The sequence below is a fragment of the Kiritimatiellia bacterium genome (assembly GCA_025054615.1).
Lineage (GTDB): Bacteria > Verrucomicrobiota > Kiritimatiellia > CAIVKH01 > CAIVKH01 > JANWZO01.
In genome coordinates this window covers 16995-36074 of record JANWZO010000004.1, presented here as the reverse complement: position 1 = coordinate 36074, position 19080 = coordinate 16995, and the positions used below count along the sequence as shown (strand labels likewise).

Sequence of the window (19080 nt, the reverse complement as noted above, 5' to 3'; positions counted from 1 at the left end):
GATAAAAAAGCCAATTTCAAACGCATGAGATTTGTGTCCTGATGTAAATTTTGAATCTGATCGGCATTTGGATGGAAAGCCATGTTGTCGGCTTCGTTGATCAGCACATGGGGACATGCGCGGTCGGTCGCTTTCGGCGTCAAACCGGTTTACCTGATCTGCATTTTGATAGGAATCTTTTGCGGCATTCCGGGGGGATTGAGGTCCTCATTGGCGCAAACTGTGTACGACTGGCGAAGCGATGCGCCGGATGAATTTTGGCGACAGGGGGCGGCAGGTGCGCGATGGGATCCCGGCGGTTTATGGAATGAGCCGCCTCCCGGAAATATCCTCCGTTTCAACAACAATCATCGTCCTGTCACGACAAACAACGTGGCGGGCACCTACAATATTCATCAAATCATTTTCGGTTCCTCAGCGACAGTCAGCCGAACGAATCGCGGGAATGCCGTGCGACTGTACGATTTCAGTGGAGCCGACCCCAAGATTGAGAATCTTTCAACCGGTCATCATGCGATCGAACATTCTGTCGAAGGCGATGGAGATTTTGCAGATCCTCTTGAAATTAACCCCATCAATGGGAGCCTCACGATTCGTGGATCCCTCAACAATCAGGGATCTCCAATCAACATTTGGGGGAACAACGGTTGGACCGTCTCGCTGTTTGGTGTTGTCTCCGGAGCCGGCGGGTTGACGGTTCTTCAAAACAGCACGGTCATCTTGACGAACAACAACACGTTCAGTGGAGACATCAATATCTTCACTGGCGCCGTCGAGGCAGGTCGCAGTCCCTCGGCCTTGGGCAGCGGCAGCATATTCATCCGCGCCACCGGGACTGCGCTTCGACTCCGAAATGACGCAAATATCAGTTTCAATCGCAACACCACCATCAACACGAACACAACAATTTCCGTCGGTCGATACTCCAGCGGTTCTGGAATCACCAGCACCATGGGGACATTGACCATCAACGCGAGTACCTTGCGAGTTGCGGTTGGGCCGAACGTGAGCAGCGGTTCAGCGGGACTGACATTCGGCAATACAACCTTCAGCGCCACGCCTCCCACATTTGACATCGATGATAACGTGGTTTTGACGCTCGGATCTCTTCAGAGCTCCGGAAATTTCACGAAAACGGGACTGGGTCAACTAATCCTTGGCTCGGCCGCGGGAGCCGGTCGGACCAGCGGTACATTGACGATTCAGGCCGGCAAAGTGCGGTTCGGTAACGTGGACAATCCGATCGGCCCTGCCGCATGCAGCATCACCCTTGCCGGGGGTGAACTCGAGCTTGGCCGGACCGGTTTGACGCTCAACGAATATCCGGTAACGGTGACGGGAGACGCGAGAATCACACCGGACCGGGCAGGGACATCCCCAGCGAATCATTCCAACCGACTCGGCACCCTTAGCATCGGTGCCCATCGCCTGACCGTCATAAAAGGCGCCTTCGTGCAATCGCCTGGCACCTCCACGTTGCAATTGGCGGCGACGACGCTCAGCGGGGATGCGATATTCGCGGTCAGCAATGAAACGCGGATCCTGTTCAATTCGACCATTAGCCTCGGCAGCCACGTAATGACAGTCACCGGTGCGGGAGAAGTGGTGGCGAGCGGTGCGATTAGCGGGAGCGGAGGTCTTGCCGTTCAAGGACCCGGTTTGGTCGTATTGTTGGGTGTCAACACGTATACGGGCTCAACCGTCGTGAATGGCGGCACGTTGAGGATGAGTGGCGTCGACAGGCTTTCGTCCAACACTGCGGTGACAGTCGGCAGTGCGGGCACGTTCGATTTGAGTAACAACAATACCCGCGTGGCATCACTCGCGGGGTCCGGATCTGTGACACTCGGATCCGGCCATTTGACCATAGCGGGCAATTCCAGCACGACTTTCGGAGGTACCATTTCGGGAACAGGCGGTTTGGGCAAAGAAGGCACTGGTACGTTGACTCTGTCGGGGAATAATACGTACAGCGGTCCGACGACCGTCAGTAACGGGACCCTTCTGGTAAGCGGATCCATTCCGAATTCCGCTGTTTTGGTGATAACGGGGGCTACGCTTTCCGGCACCGGCACGGTTGGAAATTTGACGATCGGCGGACTCGTCAGCCCAGGTAACTCGGCGGGCAGCACGGGTGTCCTGACCGCGGGATCGATCACGCTTCAAAGCGGAGGGGGTTATACGTTCGACATTTCAAATGTGTCCGGCTCGCCAGGAACTCATTGGGACGTGGTAACGGGTTCCGGTGTGCTGACTGTTCCCCCGTCGGGAACCTTCACGATTTACTTGAACGGGAATCCCGCCGGCTTCAACAGCGCCGGGTCCTATGCTTGGACCATCATGAATGGATCCAGCATTTCTGGTTTCGATCCGTCCCGCTTTGCTGTCAATACGGCTGGATTCACGCCATCTTTTGGCGGATCCTTCAGCGTGGCCCAGTCGGGGACCAATCTTCAGCTCGTGTATTCTCCGCCCGGCGCATCCCCGCCGATAGTCACAACGACGGAGGCTTCAGACACAAATTTGACATGGGCAACGAGCGGCGGGAACGTGACCTCCGACGGCGGCGCAAGCGTGACCAATCGCGGTGTCGTATGGAGCACCTCGCCCGGGCCGACTGTACCTGGAGCTCAAACCACCAATGGTGCAGGGACCGGAGTATTCACTGCGATCATGACGAATTTGGTGCCGGGCGTCACCTATTATTATCGTGCCTTTGCGCAAAACAGCGCGGGCACAGGCTACGGTTCCGAGTTCTCCCTCACCACGCCGTGTTACACGGCGGGGCCAACTGTGACAGCCGCAAGCGGCATCGGTTACACGAATTTCACGGCAAACTGGCTTGCCCTGGCGGGAGCTACTTCCTATCGACTCGATGTGGCAACCTCTTCGACGTTTTCCGCATCTGTTTCGGTCACGAATTTTTACGAATCGATGGGGACTTCGGGGGCAAATGGAGACAGCATCGCCACTCACGAGAGCAACAACCGATTCGATAACGTGGCTCTGACCATGAGCGGAAGCGGCGATATGCGGAATACGTTTCCCTCCTCCGGCTATCCAACTGCGTCAGGCGGATTTAATGTCATGCTTAATGCACCTAGCGAAAATTTCATCATCGCTGGGATCGACTCATCGGGGCTTTCGAATATGCGGATTCGATTCGGCGTACGAAAGTCGACGAATGCAGAAGATGGAAGTTCCTTGGCGCTTGAAGCGAGTACGAATGGGACGGACTGGGTCTCCTGCGGAACGATATCGTTGCCGACGGGAACCGGTACTGCAACTTGGTACTATCGCACGAATGATGTTCCCGCTTCCATGGCCGGAACGAATATGCGGATCCGGTTTCAATCCTCTTCCTCAGTGGAATTTCGAATCGATGATGTAATGCTAACTGGTGATTCGATCCTATCTGCTTTTGTTCCAGGATATTCCAATCGCGTCGTCACAGGCACGAGTGCACTTGTGACGGGGCTCACCGATGGCGTCACATATTATTACAGAGTCCGGGCCGTTGGTGGAGGAACCTGTGTGAGTCCGAATTCCGATACTCAATCGGTAACGACCCTTGCCTACAATCCGCCGGGCATCGGAATTGGAGGCAACTTGGCAGCTACAAGCACTATCGGCGGCGCGGTTACGTTGTCGTTTGCAGTCACCAATGTCGGTCAGCGGTTGCTGTCGTACCAGATTACAAACAACGCGCCGGCATGGCTGGTGGTCAGCCCGACCGCCGGTGTCTCCATAGCGGAGAGTAACTCACAGTCCCATTCGTTGACGCTGTGGGCGACGAATCTCGCGGCAGGCGTTCACACGGGGCGGGTCGTTGTGTTCAACACCGGGGTCGGTCCCAATACCGCCTCCAATAGTCCGCAGCTGTTTGATGTGGTTTTCACGGTGAACGCGATTACATCCGTCCTTTCGGCGGGCGTTACGAATGACGGGAACGAATTCGTCCGCCTCGGATGGACAAAATCTCCGGCGTTTGATGTGCTGATTTTGCACCGCGAAACAAACGCGCCCGCCGCGCCGATCAATGGGACGTTATACAACGTCGGAGATGTGATTTCCGGCCACACGCGGGTTATTTATAAGGGTGCGGGCTCGAACCTCCAGCACGTGGTGCGACCGGGCAGCACGAATCACTACGCGTTTCACTCGATTTTCAGCAACCATTACTCCTCAGTTGTTTCGGCCTCGGCAACTGTCGGGATTTATGGGGTCAGCGAGATCGTCGAAGTGTTTGCCTACACCTCAGGTGTACAAGCGTTCAACTTAGGCGGAGGATCGGGGTGGGGCACGAACATCTGGGTCGGCGACACGAATCGATTCTCCGTTTCGAATCTGAGTTTCTCCGCGATTGCGGACTACCCGACTCCGCGCGCCAACAAGATCGCTGTCAGCCCGCTGGATGGTGAAACCTTGGGAATCAGCCGCCGCCTTGCCACGCCGATTTCAGACGGGCGAATTTACGTGGGATATATCGTGAATTTCGAATACGCGGGTTCTGGCAAATATGTCGGCGTACAACTGTTTTCAAATACGACAGAACGACTGTTTGCCGGAGAGGTGTCCACCGCAGATTTGAGGCTAGGCATCGACGGCACCTCGTCTACGCGAGTCATGAACAACGGATTCGGGCAGGATTATCTTGTCATTCTCCGGTATGATTGGGCAGCCGGCCAGGCTGTCGCCAGCGCGTTCAAGATTGGCACCGACTCCGTACCGACCAACGAGCCCGCGACGTGGGACATTAGCGTCACCAAGGCAAGCAATCTCGTTGGCCAGATCAATGCTGTGCGGCTCGTCGCAGGCACAACGGGATCCGGGACGCCGGGTACGACCTACTTTGATGAACTTCGAGTTGCGACGACCTGGGAAGACCTCCTCGGGATCTCGCCGCCGGGCGTGGGGCCCGTGATCTACGACGGATTCGCATCCAGCTCCGGCACCCTGAACGGAGGTGGGGGCGGTTCCGGATGGTCGAACTTCTGGATTCTGGGCGGCGATCCTTATGCGGACTACTCGTCTGGCTCCTTCCACGTGACCAATTCCTCCTACCCGCCTCCCACGGGGAACAAAGTGGTCCTATACGGCGATGTCAATGGTCGTACGGTCTTGGCGACGAGGGCGTTTGCGCAGCCGTTCACGAACGGAACCGTCTACTTCGCCTGGATCCAAAACTACCAATACAACGGCACCGACAAGTTTGCGGGCATCCGGCTCATGCAGGGTTCGACGGAAAAAGCGTTTATCGGCAAGGTGGCCGCCGCGAATCAAGCCCTGGGGATTGCCGAGAGCTCCGCGAATGCGGTGTCGTCAAACAACCTTCTGCACGGGGTCGGCAACGATTATGTGATCGTGGCGAAATACGATTTCGCGACCCGCGAGCTAAGCGCGACATCGTACAAACTCGGCAGTGATTCCATTGCCGAGGAACCGAAGGGGTACTGGCAAGTCACAACCACGCAGAGCTTTGGGCATATCACAAGCTTGACAGGCGTTCGTTTGGCGATCGGTGCCGCGTCGAGCGTGCAAATCGGGCATGTGTACTACGACGAAATTCGAGTGGGCACCAACTGGTATCAGGTTACCCGTCGAGATGGAGAAGCCCAATTTCAGGCGATGGCAAATGGACCGGTGCCGCGGTTACTCTACGTCGGTACTAATTATAATATATCACTCAATCCACAGGGCGCATCGAACGACATCACAGTTACGGATGCCGATTTGGCGAATACATCTGATCCTCTGGACATTGCCGTTTTGTGGAGCAATCAGTTCGGCGTCTTCCTGACCAACGCCAACGGCTCTCTCAACATCGGCTCGCGCGCCGGGCGCGTGAATCCGAATTTCGACCCGGTGGTCCTCGCCGGTACCGGGTCGCAATTTCAGAGTTTCGGGTTTGACGCGCCGTTTACGAACTGGATCGGTGTGAACGGCGCCACGGTCGTGACGACATATCAGCGGCAGGCATTTTCGATTACGAATTCATCGTTCGACGACACGTTCTACATCACGCTGAGCGCCGAGAACAACAATATGGGTGGTGGCGTGACGAACGCGCCCAACGGCGCGGACCCGATTCCGCTCTGGCGCGCGTTGACGGTGAATACCGCTTTGCAATTTTTTGTGAAAGACGACGACCCCAATCCACCGGAACTTTTCGAATTCACCCTTGATGGCGTGGGGGGCTCCGGTTCTTCGAATCTGTTGCCGGGCGCGGTTGCGCTCATCGGGTTGAATGGCGCACACACTCAGGAGAGATTCTCCTTCGTTGTACTTGCACCTTTCCCGGCGGGAACCCGTTTGCTCTTCACCGACTGCGGCTGGGATGCCAATTCGAACAACTGGTATAACCTCAATGAATTCCACACCAATACCTGGGTTGCATCCGGAAACATGGACGTGGGTACGGTTGTGGAACTTACGATTACGAACATCAATAACGCCGGGGACCAGATTGTGGTTTACCAGTATAATGGCACGGCCAGTCCCACCACCGATCCGGATAATATCACGTTCCTATATGCGCTGAATCTCGGACCCGGTTGGTTCACCAACCTCGCCTATCCGGGCGGCGGCACGAATAATCAGAATTCCATGCTTTATCGCGGGCTGACGAATGGGGTCAATGCGGTGAGCGTGCCGATCGCCCCGAATCCTGTCAACGCGCGCTACATCGGGCCGACCACAGGCACCGCATCGTATCTTCTGAGCCAGATTAGCAATTCGAACAACTGGCAGTCTTTCCCTAGCGGATATCTGGACATCACGAATTATTCGTTCAACGTCATTGGACCGGGCGATTTCGACTGGAATTCGCCCGAGCTGTCGGACGCCCAGGTGCTGGCCGGCGGTTACCGCGTGACAAACGTGGTCCGCGATCTGGACGCCGGCCTCATCGCGACGAATAAGCCCTTCGGCCACGCGCCGTATTTCATGCTTCTGAACACAAACGGGTCTGTAATCGTTTCGAACATTTTCCCCGTCAATTTTGCGGATGGCACCAAGACCCCGGTGACCAACCGAGTGAGTGCGCCAGCTGGGACATATTCCAACATCACCCTGGGCACGGTTACAGCGCTCACGGCGGTTGCTGACATGGACAATGATCGATCGAACGATACCCAGTATCGGACCAACCGGCTTCCCGTCCTCGTCTATGATGACGATCCGGATCCGCCCATCGTTGGACCTGGCGGTGTCGCGCTGATGATTGGAACACAGTCACTCGCTTCGACGAACCGCACGGAGCTCGTTGCGGCGTGGAATTTCAATAATGCCGGCTCGCGTATGGCCGTCAGCCACGGCTCGGGCACATTGGTCGACACGTTGATCTCGACCAATTCTAATACAGGCACGTCCCTCAATTCCTACGAGAATGATCCTGCGGGCGATGACCTTACCGTTCAGGGATCGGGGAATATCGGGCGGTCCCTCCGTTTCGATCTCGACATGTCGGGCCGGAAGGACCTCGTGGTGAGTTTCGCGGCGCGGCGCTCCAGCACCGGATACGACTCCAATCGGATTGAGGTTGCTGTTGGGTCGGGCCCCTTCGTCGTCGTCAATGCTAATTGGGCACCGGCCCTCGACACATGGGGCACTCACACGTTTGATCTGTCCTCGTATACCAATCTAAATGGCGCGCCGCAGATTTCATTCCGCATCACATTCGGAACGAATGCTGTATCCGGACTCGGCAACAATCGGTTTGATAATTTCCAATTCAATGCGGGGTACATCACCTATTACGAAGTAACAGATGGCGCACTGGCGACGGTCGGATCAACAAACCCGATTCGATTCAGTTTCAACGCGTACGACACCTACAGCGGCTTGGCGCGCGGGACGGCCTTCGATGGGACGAACATGGCCGTGACGGTTGGCGGTTTGGCCACGAACAACACAGCGGCATATCAGGCCGGACTCAGCAGCGCAAGCACGACGGGGGCGGCGTCCACGAGTGTCTGGCAATTTACATCCATCTCGTACAGCCAGATTGGAGACCTCCACGCGGATGGAAAAAGCAATCGGCCCATTCGGGCGACGATGGCCGATTTGGATAACGATCGCCCGTCGGATGCGGCCTACCGCAGCAACACCCTCTTCGGCATCTGGCGCGTTATCGACGATGATACAAACACCCCCGTATTGGCGGATTTGACATTCCCGAATGCCGCCGCCCGCCCCTTCGTCGTGTTGACCAATGGCGGGACATTCGCCGCAGGGGAAACTATGCGAAGCCTCGACCGGCGAAGTGGAACCGGTACGAACACGGTTTGGACTCTATCGGATGGAGATTTGGCGGCATCGGGATCCATCGGTCTCCAGTTCGCTTTTGGTGCCCGGGATGTGGATAGCGGGGTCAGCCGCGGTAACACGGGCAGTACCAATACGGTCATGAGTTTCAGCATCGGGTCGGTGATGGTCGGCAACGTGTCGAACTACAATGCCAGCCTCTCATCGGCCCAGACTGCCACCAATCAGGTCCTGACGAATATCTGGAGTTTTGGTGGAGGCGTGTTCGGCTACTCGTACATCGGCTCGTTGATGGCCACCAACATCCATCTCAATCCACTGGCGACGACGACCCGGCCGGTGTGGGTCACGATCCCGGATACGGATGATGATCGGCCGAACGACCGGATGACGCTGATCTCCCATCAGGTAGGATTCGTTCGAATCGCGGACGACGATGCTCGCGGACCTGTGATCGCAAGCGCAGTGGCTGAGGGCACGACGGGCAACGAGACCAATTTCCTTGAAACCTTTGAGCCGGCCACCGGATGGACCAACACGGTTTCATTTAGTGGTTCGTGGACGAACACGGTCAGCAACGGCACGTACATTGCAAGCGGAGAAGTTCTTTGGGGTTCGCTAAACCCGAAAGTCTCGGGAACACGTCGAATCGGATTGCTCACCAACGCCGCTGCGACGAACACCTGGCTGCAATTGCCCCCGGTCAGAGATCCGGGAACCTTCACCGTCTTTGCGGGTCGCTTCGGTCCGGAAGAACCCACGAACGACGTCGCGGTCTGGCTCGAACGCCTCGATGGCTCCACGTGGACAAATCTGGGAACTCACCTCGTCGGCGCGCGGAATCCCGAATTCGAAATGCTGAGCTGGAATGTAAATGTGGACGGCGTGGTCACGCTCCGCCTGGTGCGCGCGGCAACGGGCGTGCAGGTCTACATGGATGACATCAACATCACGCCGAACCCCGAGTGGGTAAGCACGAATCAATTGACGATTCGCTGGACCGCCGCTGTCGATGATTTTTCTGGGGTTGACGAATACCGACTTGTGATGCCTGCCGTGGGCACGACCGTTCCCTCCACCACCAACGCGGGTAGCGGAATTTCGGCCTCGGTGACAAGTCACACGGCCAGCATCCTGCACCAGGAGGGCATCATTACCGGCTTCGTCTTCGCCGTGGATGATGACAATGACCGTCCTGCGGACCGCGCCATCGGCAATCTCAAACCGCTCGTGGTGCGCGTCGATACCAGCCCTCCGCCGCGCGCAACCCAGCTGCGCGCAACGGACGCGGCCGCCGGATATCTCTTTGATCCAAGCATCGATGAAAGCTCCGAGATCAAGGTGGAATGGCGGCCGGGCGGCACCAATGAAGCTCAGGCAGCGGGATGGCGCTCGAGTGATAGCTCCGCCCTGTCCCCATGGGATTCCTACATAGTGCGGTATTACGAGGTCCTCGATACGAATGGAACGCCAGCGCCAAATGCCCTAACAATCACTCTGACCCGGACTTCCGCCGGCTATTCGAACGCCCTCGGAAACTGGGCATTTACCAATCTCGTCCTCTCCAATCTGCAATTCGACACGTATTATCGCATCGAAATTCAGGGTCGTGATCTCGCTGGGAACATCGGCTTGGCCACCAGCGTGATTGGGAACACGGACCGGTTCATCGTCACTCAGGGCTTGACCCGCGCGAATCTGGGCCTGGATTTGAAGTGGACCGGTCCTACCAATGAGTCAGTGTTACGCGACTACGACGTCATTTTTATCGATTCGCCGCACGGCTTCCGCAACACCCTGACCAGCCAGTGGCAGTTCCTTCAATATACCAATCGCCCTCGATTGTCCGATTTCGGAGGCACCAACCGCGTGGCGCCCGGGCTGCTGACCGGAACCACGTATCGCTTCTATCGCGTCGCCCGACAGGATCGTTGGAAGACCAACCAGAATCCTCGGGTTGGAAGCGCAGAGATTTATGTGGCCAAGGCTTTGCGGATGAATCCGGGCGAAAATTGGTACTCGCTGTTCAGCTTCCCAGATCCGGCTACCACGAATGAAATGGAAAGCACGGTCGCCTATGTCTTCGGCACCAATACGCTGCCCGCCGGGACGACCTTCGCATCGTCGACCCGGATATCCTGGTTCGCGCACTCCAACGCAATCAATCATCAAGGTTCTGCGCCAACCTGCATCGTTTGGCTCTCCAGCAGTGCTGGTTGGATCTATCAGCTCGGCGGAACGGGCAACGCCAACAACAAGCGGGTTCCGCTCGGCCAGGGTTTCCTCATTGAGCTGCCGACCAATGCTTTGCCGACGAACCTCGTGCTGGTAGGTCGCTTGGCCACGCAGGCGCTCGTGCGCACCATCCCCGCCGTGTCAAACACCAACGCGCCGGAGTTTCACGTGTTGAGCCAGCAAATGGCTGAACGGATTCCCGTTTCCAATTTCGTCAAACAGTTCAGTGGCTTCCAGGGTGGCGTGCATCCGAATTTCGCGGACGAGATCCGCATTCTCAATAATCAGCCGACGAATGGACTCAGCCAGGGATCTCTGACGCAACCGAGGATGCGCATTTGGCTGAGCACACTCGCCGTGCATTCGAACGCGCCATGGCGGCTCGCCACAAGCGGCTCGCCGAACACCATGCCCAGCGCGATGAGCCAGATCATTGAACCGGACGATGCCATCATCATTGTCCGGCGCAAACCGTCGGTTGTCATTTGGACCAACGCGCCCACCTACAGCGCGCCCACGAAGAATTTCTCACCATGAAGAGCATGATCATGTTATCGGATTGCTGGGATATGCCGCGCATGGAGTCGGCGAACCCGTTTTCTGTTCCCACTGGGCCGCGATACTCCCTAGCGATCCGCCCCCTATTCCTGCTGACCTGCATCGTGGCATTTCTTGGCGGTCTGTTCGCTTCGACCGCTTGGGGGGGTCTCAACGCTCCGCTCGCGTACGACACTGCGGCCTCAATGGTCGACGAATTTGGGAACGTTCTTCCTGGCACATTGGAGGAACCCGGAGCTCGTGTGGAGATTCTGACTGCAGACGCTGGAATCTACCCGCCGTCAACGGATGGTTCGCCACACCCCAGCAATGAGGTACTGGCCGTCACGTACATCGGAGCCGGCGTGGATCCCGGCGCTGGCGCCCTCGGAAAAGTGTCGGGCGCGCTGCTGATCGATCGTTCAAACGGCGCGCGTATCTTCGCCCGTATCTTCAACAGGCCAACGCGCGAGGAATCCTCATTTTATGCCGATAGCACAGTCTTCACCAACCCGGTGTCACACTATGGCGTGTTTGTCATCGACGTTACGCAGATCGACAGGCCGCTCGATACGGGAGATGACGATTGGGACGGCCTCCACAACTCATGGGAGAAAAGCTACGGAACCGACAAAGACAATCCGGACAGCGATGGAGACCGTGTGAGTGACCACGATGAAGTCCGTGCGGGCACGGATCCGCTGGATCCGGCTTCTCACCTACAAATGGTCCGCCTCAATCCGGTTGAGGATTCTGACGCGATAATCGTCGAGTGGGATGCCGTGGCCGGCAAAGTCTATCAGTTGCAACACGCCGAATTCGCAGGCGATCCAGCAGATTTTTACTTCACGAATGTTAATGAGGAGTTGACCGCGACGGGAGCGGTTGCGCAAACGATTGTCACCAACCTCGCTCCAGGCGTGTTGCGTGTGCGGCTGGTCGAATGAGTCAGCAATCTCTCATGGCAATTTCGCAATCGGCTAATCAAAGGATAAAAAGTCTGTACCATCTGTAAGAAGGTATTGGAGGTGTTGTAATGAGGATTTTCATCGGATGTTTCGCCTTGATCGCGACTGTAAATGCAGTGGCGCAGTCTGTGGTGATCAACGAATTTCGAAATGCATCGCCGGACATCGTTGAATTGCTGGTCATTCAGGACGGCCTCGACATGCGCGGCATGATCCTGAAAGATTATTCGTCAAGCGGCGGCAACGACAACGGAGGTGGCTATTCGTTCACGAGCAACGCGCTGTGGTCCAGCCTTCCTGCTGGCACCATCATCGTTCTTCGCAAGGACGATTCGGCTGCAGATACGACAGTCGGCTCCGGGGACTACAACCTCGATGTCGGCCTCTCCAATCTAACCTATTTTGCCGCGGAATCGGGCACCTTCGACATTGCGACGCATGAAATTGTCCAAATCAAGGGCGCGGGATCGGGCCGGTCTGGCACAACCGGCGCCATCCACACGTTCGCGTCCGGGGTCGCTGGAACGAACACATTTTTTGCGTCGTCGCCCTCGCCCAAGCTCCGGACAGTTACTGGAGATTCGGGTATGAATGAATCCGCGGAGGCGATGACTCCGAACCAGGCTCTTGCCGATTATGATGGAAACAATGCCCTTGGCGACCGTGCCGCCGGCAGCATCGGCACATGGAACAACGCGAATAATCAGGCATTCATCCTTAGCCTGCGCGGCGGAGGGTCCGCAACCACCGTTCAGTTCGGTGTCTCGGGAGACGTCGTCAGCGAGGGAAGCGGTACGTATACCGTGCTGGTTTACAAGACCCAACCGTCCGGAAACGTCAGCGCATCCCTCTCGATCGGTGGGACGGCGACCTTGGGATCCGGAAATGACTACACCATCAGCACAACGAATTTTTCTCTCATCGGGGCCGTAACCTCGATTGCCATAGAGATCACAATCAATGATGATTCCATTGTCGAATCTTCCGAAACCGTCGTTTTGACGATTACAAACGTCACCGGCGCCACTGTTGGGACGCCCTCGACATTTACATTGACGATCAACGACAACGATTTTGCCCCGCCGCCCGCGGGCGAGCCATGGATTAACGAGTTCAACTATGACCCGCCAGGCACGGATTCTAACGAATTCGTTGAGCTGGCAGGTCCGGCAGGTCTGGATCTCAGTAACTATCTGCTAGTGCTGTACAATGGATCGGGGAATATGCCCTACAGCAACGTTTTTTGCTCGGGGACGATTCCCGACGAAGGTTGCGGGTTTGGCGCCGTGGCATTCGATACGCCGAATCTGCAAAACGGTGCTCCGGACGGCATTGCGCTGGCCAAGGTCGTTGGCGGCACGACGACGCTGGTGCAATTCATCAGCTATGAGGGCCCCATGACAGGGTCTGGTGGACCCGCGGATGGCGTAACGTCTCAAAACGTCGGCACACAGAATGGCATTTCCGATACGCTTCAACTCGCCGGCGCCGGTACAAATTATGCCGCATTTACCTGGGTCACGGGCACGGTCAGCCGCGGGATCCTTAATGTGGGCCAGAATATCGTACCCTGCGGCGGAGGGCCGGCAACCAATGTCTATTTCGCGCTTGCTTCGGCATCTATCGGAGAAGCCGGCGGCGCGTACACGGTCGCTGTATTCAAGACCCAACCTTCAGGAAACCTTAGCGGTTCGATCGCATTGAGCGGCACGGCCACCCTAGGTTCTGGCAACGATTATACAATCGATTCAACCAACTTCTCGCTTATCGGGACCACCACCTCGGCATTTTTCGTCATCACAATCAACAATGACGCCCTGGTCGAAACTAATGAAACCGTGATCCTCACGCTTACGAACGTTGTCGGCGGCGGCATTGGATCCCCCGCCACATTCACTCTCACGATTACGGATGACGATACCTTTGGTCCGGCCCCCTCCCTCAATGTGTGGATCAACGAGCTCCATTACGACAATAACGGTGTTGATGTGGACGAGGGCGTGGAAATCGCCGGACCTGCGGGAGTCAATCTTACCGGGTATTCGCTGTGGCTCTACGACGGCGGCGGCGCCTGCTTCTGCCATTATGCCTCAACGAATCTTTCCGGCGTGATCCCGGATCAGTCCAACGGGTTCGGAACACTATGGTTTGCGATTTCGAATATCCAAAATGGCCCGGACGGCATCGCGCTCGTCTACGGGGCCACACAAGTGCTGCAATTTATTAGTTACGAAGGGTTTTTCACCGTCACCAACGGGCCCGCCGCTGGACTGACCTCCACGGATATTGGTGTCGCGCAGCCAACCACCGGCCCGGTCGGCCACTCGCTCCAGCTCTGTGGGAGTGGCACAAACTACGGCGCGTTCTCGTGGTCGACGAATCGGCCGCATTCACGCGGACTTCTCAACGATTGCCAAACGATCCCCGCGGGATCGTCCTACAGCCCCGCGCAGACCGCATACATCGTTGCGTACTGGGGCTCTGTGGGATCTTACACAGGGGACCAGGCCGATGACGATGGCGATGGTTTCTCGAATCTGGAGGAATTCATCGCCGGCACGGTACCGGTTCCGCCAGGTGGCGCGACGAATTTCCTGCGGAGCATCGCGATCACCAATGCTGCATCACGGTTCATCGTAACACCTTCGGTGACCGGCCGTCTGTATCGGCTGTGGGCCGCGCAACAACTTACCGGGACTCAGCTCTGGACATCCATTGCCGGCCCCGTTGCTGGCACCGGCGGCAACATTTCCCTGCCCGACGGCGTGGTGACAAACTTCCGTGCCTACCGCGTCAGCGTCGAGCTCGAGAATCCCTGACCGCGCCAAGGCCCCCACATCGACCTAGAACGGGTCGGGTTCCAACCCGACCGTTGGAGGGACGCCTTCCACGGCGTCCGGAAATCGAATCCACGATGGCGGCGGTGGAACGGCGCCCTCCACAACCGGCGCGGGTGGAACCGCGCCCTCCACATAGGGTCCGCATCTGGAGGGACAGGTTCCACCCTGTCCCCAGAAGGCGCGGGTCGAACTGGGCCCTCCACGGGAATTGAAATCGTCGCCGGTGAAACGGCGCCCTCCGAGGCGTATTTCTGGCTGATCGATTTCTCGCGGCCAACGCATCGGAATGATCTGTTGCGAGCTGATTTCAGATTCTCTACATGTTGACGGCTGCATGGAGAGCCACGACGCATGAGCCAATCATCGCCCAAGACATTCTGGTGGGGGGTCGCTACGTCGGCCTATCAAATCGAAGGCGCTGTGCGGGAGGACGGTCGCGGGGAATCGATCTGGGACCGCTTTTGCCGTGTGCCGGGGGCCGTCGAACGGGGGGATTCGGGCGATGTGGCGTGCGACCACTATCATCGGTACGCAGAGGACATCGCGCTGATGGCGGAGCTTGATGTCAATGCATACCGCTTTTCGATCGCATGGCCTCGAATTTTTCCTGAGGGTCGCGGGCGCGAGGAGCCACGCGGGATCGCGTTTTATGATCGGCTGGTCGACGCGCTCCTAGAGCAGGGCATCCAGCCGTTCGTGACGCTCTACCACTGGGATCTGCCCCAGGCCCTGGAGGACGAGGGCGGGTGGCGGAACCGGCATATTGTGGATGACTTTGCCCGATATGTGGACCGGGTGAGCCGAGCGCTCGGAGACCGCGTGAAATACTGGACAACCCACAACGAGCCCTGGTGTATCGCGACCCTTGGCTATTCGAACGGAATTCACGCGCCCGGTGTGCGCGATCCAGCGGCGGCGCTCGCGGCAGCGCACCATCTGTTGCTGTCGCATGGACGGGCTGTGCCGATTCTACGCGCGAACGTCCCCGGCGCAAAAGTTGGGATCGTGCTGAACCAGCTCTGGGTGATACCCGCCTCTGCGCGCGCGGAGGACGCCGAAGCCGCGCGCGCCCTCGACGGCGATTTCAACCGTTGGTATCTCGATCCGCTGTTCAGGCGGGCCTATCCCGAGGACCGCGTCGCGGCATACCGGCGAGATGGTCGACTTCCGGCCGGCCCTCTCCCCTTCGTCCATGCTGGAGATTTTGAGGAAATTAGCCGCCCCATCGATTTTCTGGGAGTCAATTACTACACCTGCGCCCGAGTGGCCGCCGGGGATGCGCCAGGCGAGATTCGGAGTCTGCCCCCGGAAGGCGAGCCGACCGAGATGGGATGGGAGGTCTATCCGCAGGGCCTATACGAGACCTTGATGCGAATCACTCGCGACTATGCCCCCACATCGATGCTTGTGACAGAAAACGGCGCCAGCTACGGAGACGGGCCGGACGAAAACCGCCGCGTAAAGGACCAGCGCCGCATCGATTATCTGGCGAGCCATATCGACGCTTGTGAGCGTGCAAAGCGCGACGGCGCGCCGTTGGACGGTTACTTCGTCTGGTCGCTTCTGGATAATTTTGAGTGGCAATGCGGATATCGACAGCGGTTCGGAATTGTCTGGGTAGATTGGTCGACGCTTCAGCGGATTCCGAAAGATAGCGCATTTTGGTATCGGGATCGAATCCGGCGCGGCTTGGGGCGAGATTAGGTTCGGCGGGCCGGAGCTGGAATTGCCGACCCGAAATGAATTTAGAGCTGCGTCAAGTCTACGGTTGACTTTCGGAGCCGCCCGCTAGGAATGGCGAGGGCCTTGAGGTTGTTCGCTGAACCGATTGCGGCGTGACTAATTTGTTCCTGATGCGGATTCGGCGGCGCGCCGGTAGGCGTCAAGGGTCAGTCGCGCGGTTCGTTCCCACGTGAACTGCGCTGCACGCTGAAGCCCGCGGCGCGAAAGCTCATGCCAGAGAGCCGGATCGCTGAGAATTTCGGTGAGAGCGCTCACCAGTTGGGGAAGAATCGCGGGATCGACCGTGCGCGCGGCGTCGCCGGCCACTTCGGGGAGCGACCCGATATTGCTGCACACGCACGGCGTCCCGCAGGCCATCGCCTCGAGCACTGTCAGGCCAAATCCTTCATAGCGGGACGGCAAACAGAAGACATCAGCCGTCTGGTATTCGCGAATCAGTTGGTCGTGCGATACGTACCCGACCCAGTCCACAAAGGGTTCCACGTGAAGCTCCCGTGCGCGGTCTCGCGCCTCAGGGTAACGTGGATCTGGCGGACCCACCAACCGCAGTCGAGCGGGCACGCCGTTCGCGCGCACGCCGGCGAGCGCCTCGACGAGGCGCGGCACGTTTTTGTAGGGATCCAGCCGGCCGACATACAGGATCACCTTTTCTTTGCGATCGGTGGGGCGCGGGCCGGGGCGAAAGTCCGGAGTGACGCCCTCCGGAGTGACCACCACCCGGTAGGCCCGATCCTGCGGGATTTGCAGCTCTCTGAGAATATCCCTGCGCGTCGACGCGCTGGGGGCGAGAATTATCTCGGCACGCCGGCCGACTTCGAGCATCAGTCGCCTGTAGAGAGGGAAGAGTCGTGTTTTTCGGGACTTGGGGGCATGGTCAGGGAACAGCAGGGGGATCAGGTCGTGGATCGTGACCACGCGCTGAAACCGCCCGAGGCGGAACAGGGGCATCATGTAATTGGTGGAGTGAAACACGTCGATATGAAGCCTGGCGAGAAGGCCAGGGAGCGCGATCTGACTTCGCAGGTCAAAGACGCCGTACGGCACCCGAATCGAGCGGAAGCGCGGTGATTCGTGGAAGCGCGTGTCGGCCCGTACGCGATCCTCCAACTCTGCCGATTGGAAAAGAAGGATATAGTCGTTCTCGGTATCGATGCGCGCGAGGGCGCGGATGAGTTCCTGTGTGTAGAGCCCGATGCCGGAGAGTTCCCTAAAAATCCAGCGTGCGTCGATGCAGATCTTCACGGTTTGAAAGAGAGCTGTTCAGAGGACGTGGTTCGCTTCGACTTCGGCGGCGCATTGCTTTCGTGCCGAGCGAGTGATGCCTCATAGGCCGCCCAGGTGCGCCGTGCGGTCTCGCGCCAGGAAAATTGAGCCGCACGCGCGATTCCCCGGCGCCGGAGTTCCTCTCGCTCCGTTGTGGAATCGAGCAGCCGAGCTATGCGAAAGGCCCATTCGTTGGGGTCGTACCCGTCAATCACCAGCGCGCCGTCCGCGCAGACTTCCGCGAGAGCGCCGCCCGTTGAGACCACGGCAGGCGTGTGGCATGCCATGGCTTCCAGTGGTGGGAACCCGAACCCTTCGTAAAGGGAAGGCAGGATGAACAATTCAGCCCCTGAATAGAGCGCCGGCAGGTCTGATTCGTGCAGAGTCTCGAGGAGGCGGATGCGATCGCGGCGGATCGATTGGTTAATTCGCGAAAGAATCGGCTCGAATTTCCAACCGCGGCGACCGGCGATCGCGAGCACGCCGTCGAACGAGGTCAGCCGCTCGAAGATCTCGACGAGGAAGGTGAAGTTTTTGCGCGGCTCGAGTGTTCCGACGGACAGCAGATAGGGACGGTCCAGGTTGAGCCGCGCGCACAGCGATCGAATGGCTTCCGGCGGCGCCGGCCGCATTGCAGGGTCCAACCCTGAGTGGATCGGATGCACGACATCGGGCGAAGCGCCGAGCAGCTCGACAATTTCCCGAGCGGTGAACTCTGAAACGGCGATGATCGCATCGGCGCGGCGGACGGTTTCCCGAATGTGTCGGCGCAGATAGGCGAGGTTCTTGGATTCGATCGTTTCCGGATGGCGCAAAAAGGCCAGGTCGTGAATGGTGACCACTCCCGCGCCGCGAGACAGGGGAGGGATGATAAAGTTGGGAAAATGGTACACATCCGCGGATCCCGCGAACCAATCGAATGGCGGCCATCCAGTGGTTTTCCAGGCAAACTGCGGGAGGCGTCCCGGAATGCCGACGGCCCGACGCATCTGTACGCCCTCGGCGGCAAAAGGCGGACCGCGTCGCCTGAAATCGAAATGGAATGCCGCGACCTCATTCGGGCCGCGCTCGAGCCCCAAATGCTGAACCAGGAACATCGTGTAGCGGCCCACGCCGGCGCGGGCGCCAACGGCCGATTGGATATCGACGCAAACCCTCATGAATATGTGAGTCGGAAGTGTATCGGGGATATGCGGCCGATGCCATGATGGAATCCAGGCGAACCCGCG

7 protein-coding genes are annotated in these 19080 nt (G+C 58.1%); 4 read left to right on the top strand and 3 right to left on the bottom strand.

All coding sequences use genetic code 11. The annotated features are described in order from the left end of the window. Nucleotides 1-81 precede the first annotated feature (81 nt). The 3 genes from NZ740_02745 (at nt 82) to NZ740_02735 (ending at nt 14824) form a co-directional block, all read left to right on the top strand. On the top strand, nt 82-11037 hold the full coding sequence (locus tag NZ740_02745) for an autotransporter-associated beta strand repeat-containing protein (GenBank protein MCS6770928.1): 10956 nt from the start codon (nt 82-84) through the stop codon (nt 11035-11037). Further along, nucleotides 11034-11984 carry a thrombospondin type 3 repeat-containing protein gene (locus NZ740_02740; protein ID MCS6770927.1) on the top strand — a complete coding sequence of 317 codons (951 nt, stop codon included), beginning with the start codon at nt 11034-11036 and terminating at the stop codon, nt 11982-11984. The genes NZ740_02745 and NZ740_02740 overlap by 4 nt, the downstream gene beginning before the upstream one ends. Nucleotides 11985-12073: 89 nt before the next feature. Then, entirely contained in the window at nt 12074-14824 is a 2751-nt protein-coding gene (locus NZ740_02735) for a hypothetical protein (GenBank protein MCS6770926.1), read from the top strand. Between the two features lie 24 nt (nt 14825-14848). Here the strand turns inward: NZ740_02735 and NZ740_02730 are convergent, their stop codons facing one another. After that, nucleotides 14849-15127, bottom strand: a complete 279-nt coding sequence (locus NZ740_02730; GenBank protein MCS6770925.1) for a hypothetical protein — start codon at nt 15125-15127, stop codon at nt 14849-14851. Nucleotides 15128-15196: 69 nt separating this feature from the next. Here NZ740_02730 and NZ740_02725 point away from each other — a divergent pair, with 69 nt between their 5' ends. After that, complete coding sequence (locus NZ740_02725; GenBank protein MCS6770924.1) at nt 15197-16549, top strand: GH1 family beta-glucosidase; 1353 nt, start codon at nt 15197-15199, stop codon at nt 16547-16549. A gap of 135 nt (nt 16550-16684) precedes the next feature. Here the strand turns inward: NZ740_02725 and NZ740_02720 are convergent, their stop codons facing one another. Continuing rightward, complete coding sequence (locus NZ740_02720; protein MCS6770923.1) at nt 16685-17830, bottom strand: glycosyltransferase family 4 protein; 1146 nt, start codon at nt 17828-17830, stop codon at nt 16685-16687. Next, nucleotides 17827-19011, bottom strand: coding sequence for a glycosyltransferase family 4 protein (locus tag NZ740_02715; protein MCS6770922.1), 1185 nt, complete (start codon nt 19009-19011; stop codon nt 17827-17829). The genes NZ740_02720 and NZ740_02715 overlap by 4 nt, the downstream gene beginning before the upstream one ends. Nucleotides 19012-19080 lie beyond the last annotated feature (69 nt).

Excerpts from the sequence above, each read along its gene's own strand:
- NZ740_02745 (MCS6770928.1), top strand. The coding sequence starts at position 82 with ATGTTGTCGGCTTCGTTGATCAGCACATGGGGACATGCGCGGTCGGTC.
- NZ740_02735 (MCS6770926.1), top strand. The coding sequence starts at position 12,074 with ATGAGGATTTTCATCGGATGTTTCGCCTTGATCGCGACTGTAAATGCA.
- NZ740_02740 (MCS6770927.1), top strand. The coding sequence starts at position 11,034 with ATGAAGAGCATGATCATGTTATCGGATTGCTGGGATATGCCGCGCATG.
- NZ740_02725 (MCS6770924.1), top strand. The coding sequence starts at position 15,197 with ATGAGCCAATCATCGCCCAAGACATTCTGGTGGGGGGTCGCTACGTCG.
- NZ740_02730 (MCS6770925.1), bottom strand. The coding sequence starts at position 15,127 with ATGCGTTGGCCGCGAGAAATCGATCAGCCAGAAATACGCCTCGGAGGG.
- NZ740_02715 (MCS6770922.1), bottom strand. The coding sequence starts at position 19,011 with ATGAGGGTTTGCGTCGATATCCAATCGGCCGTTGGCGCCCGCGCCGGC.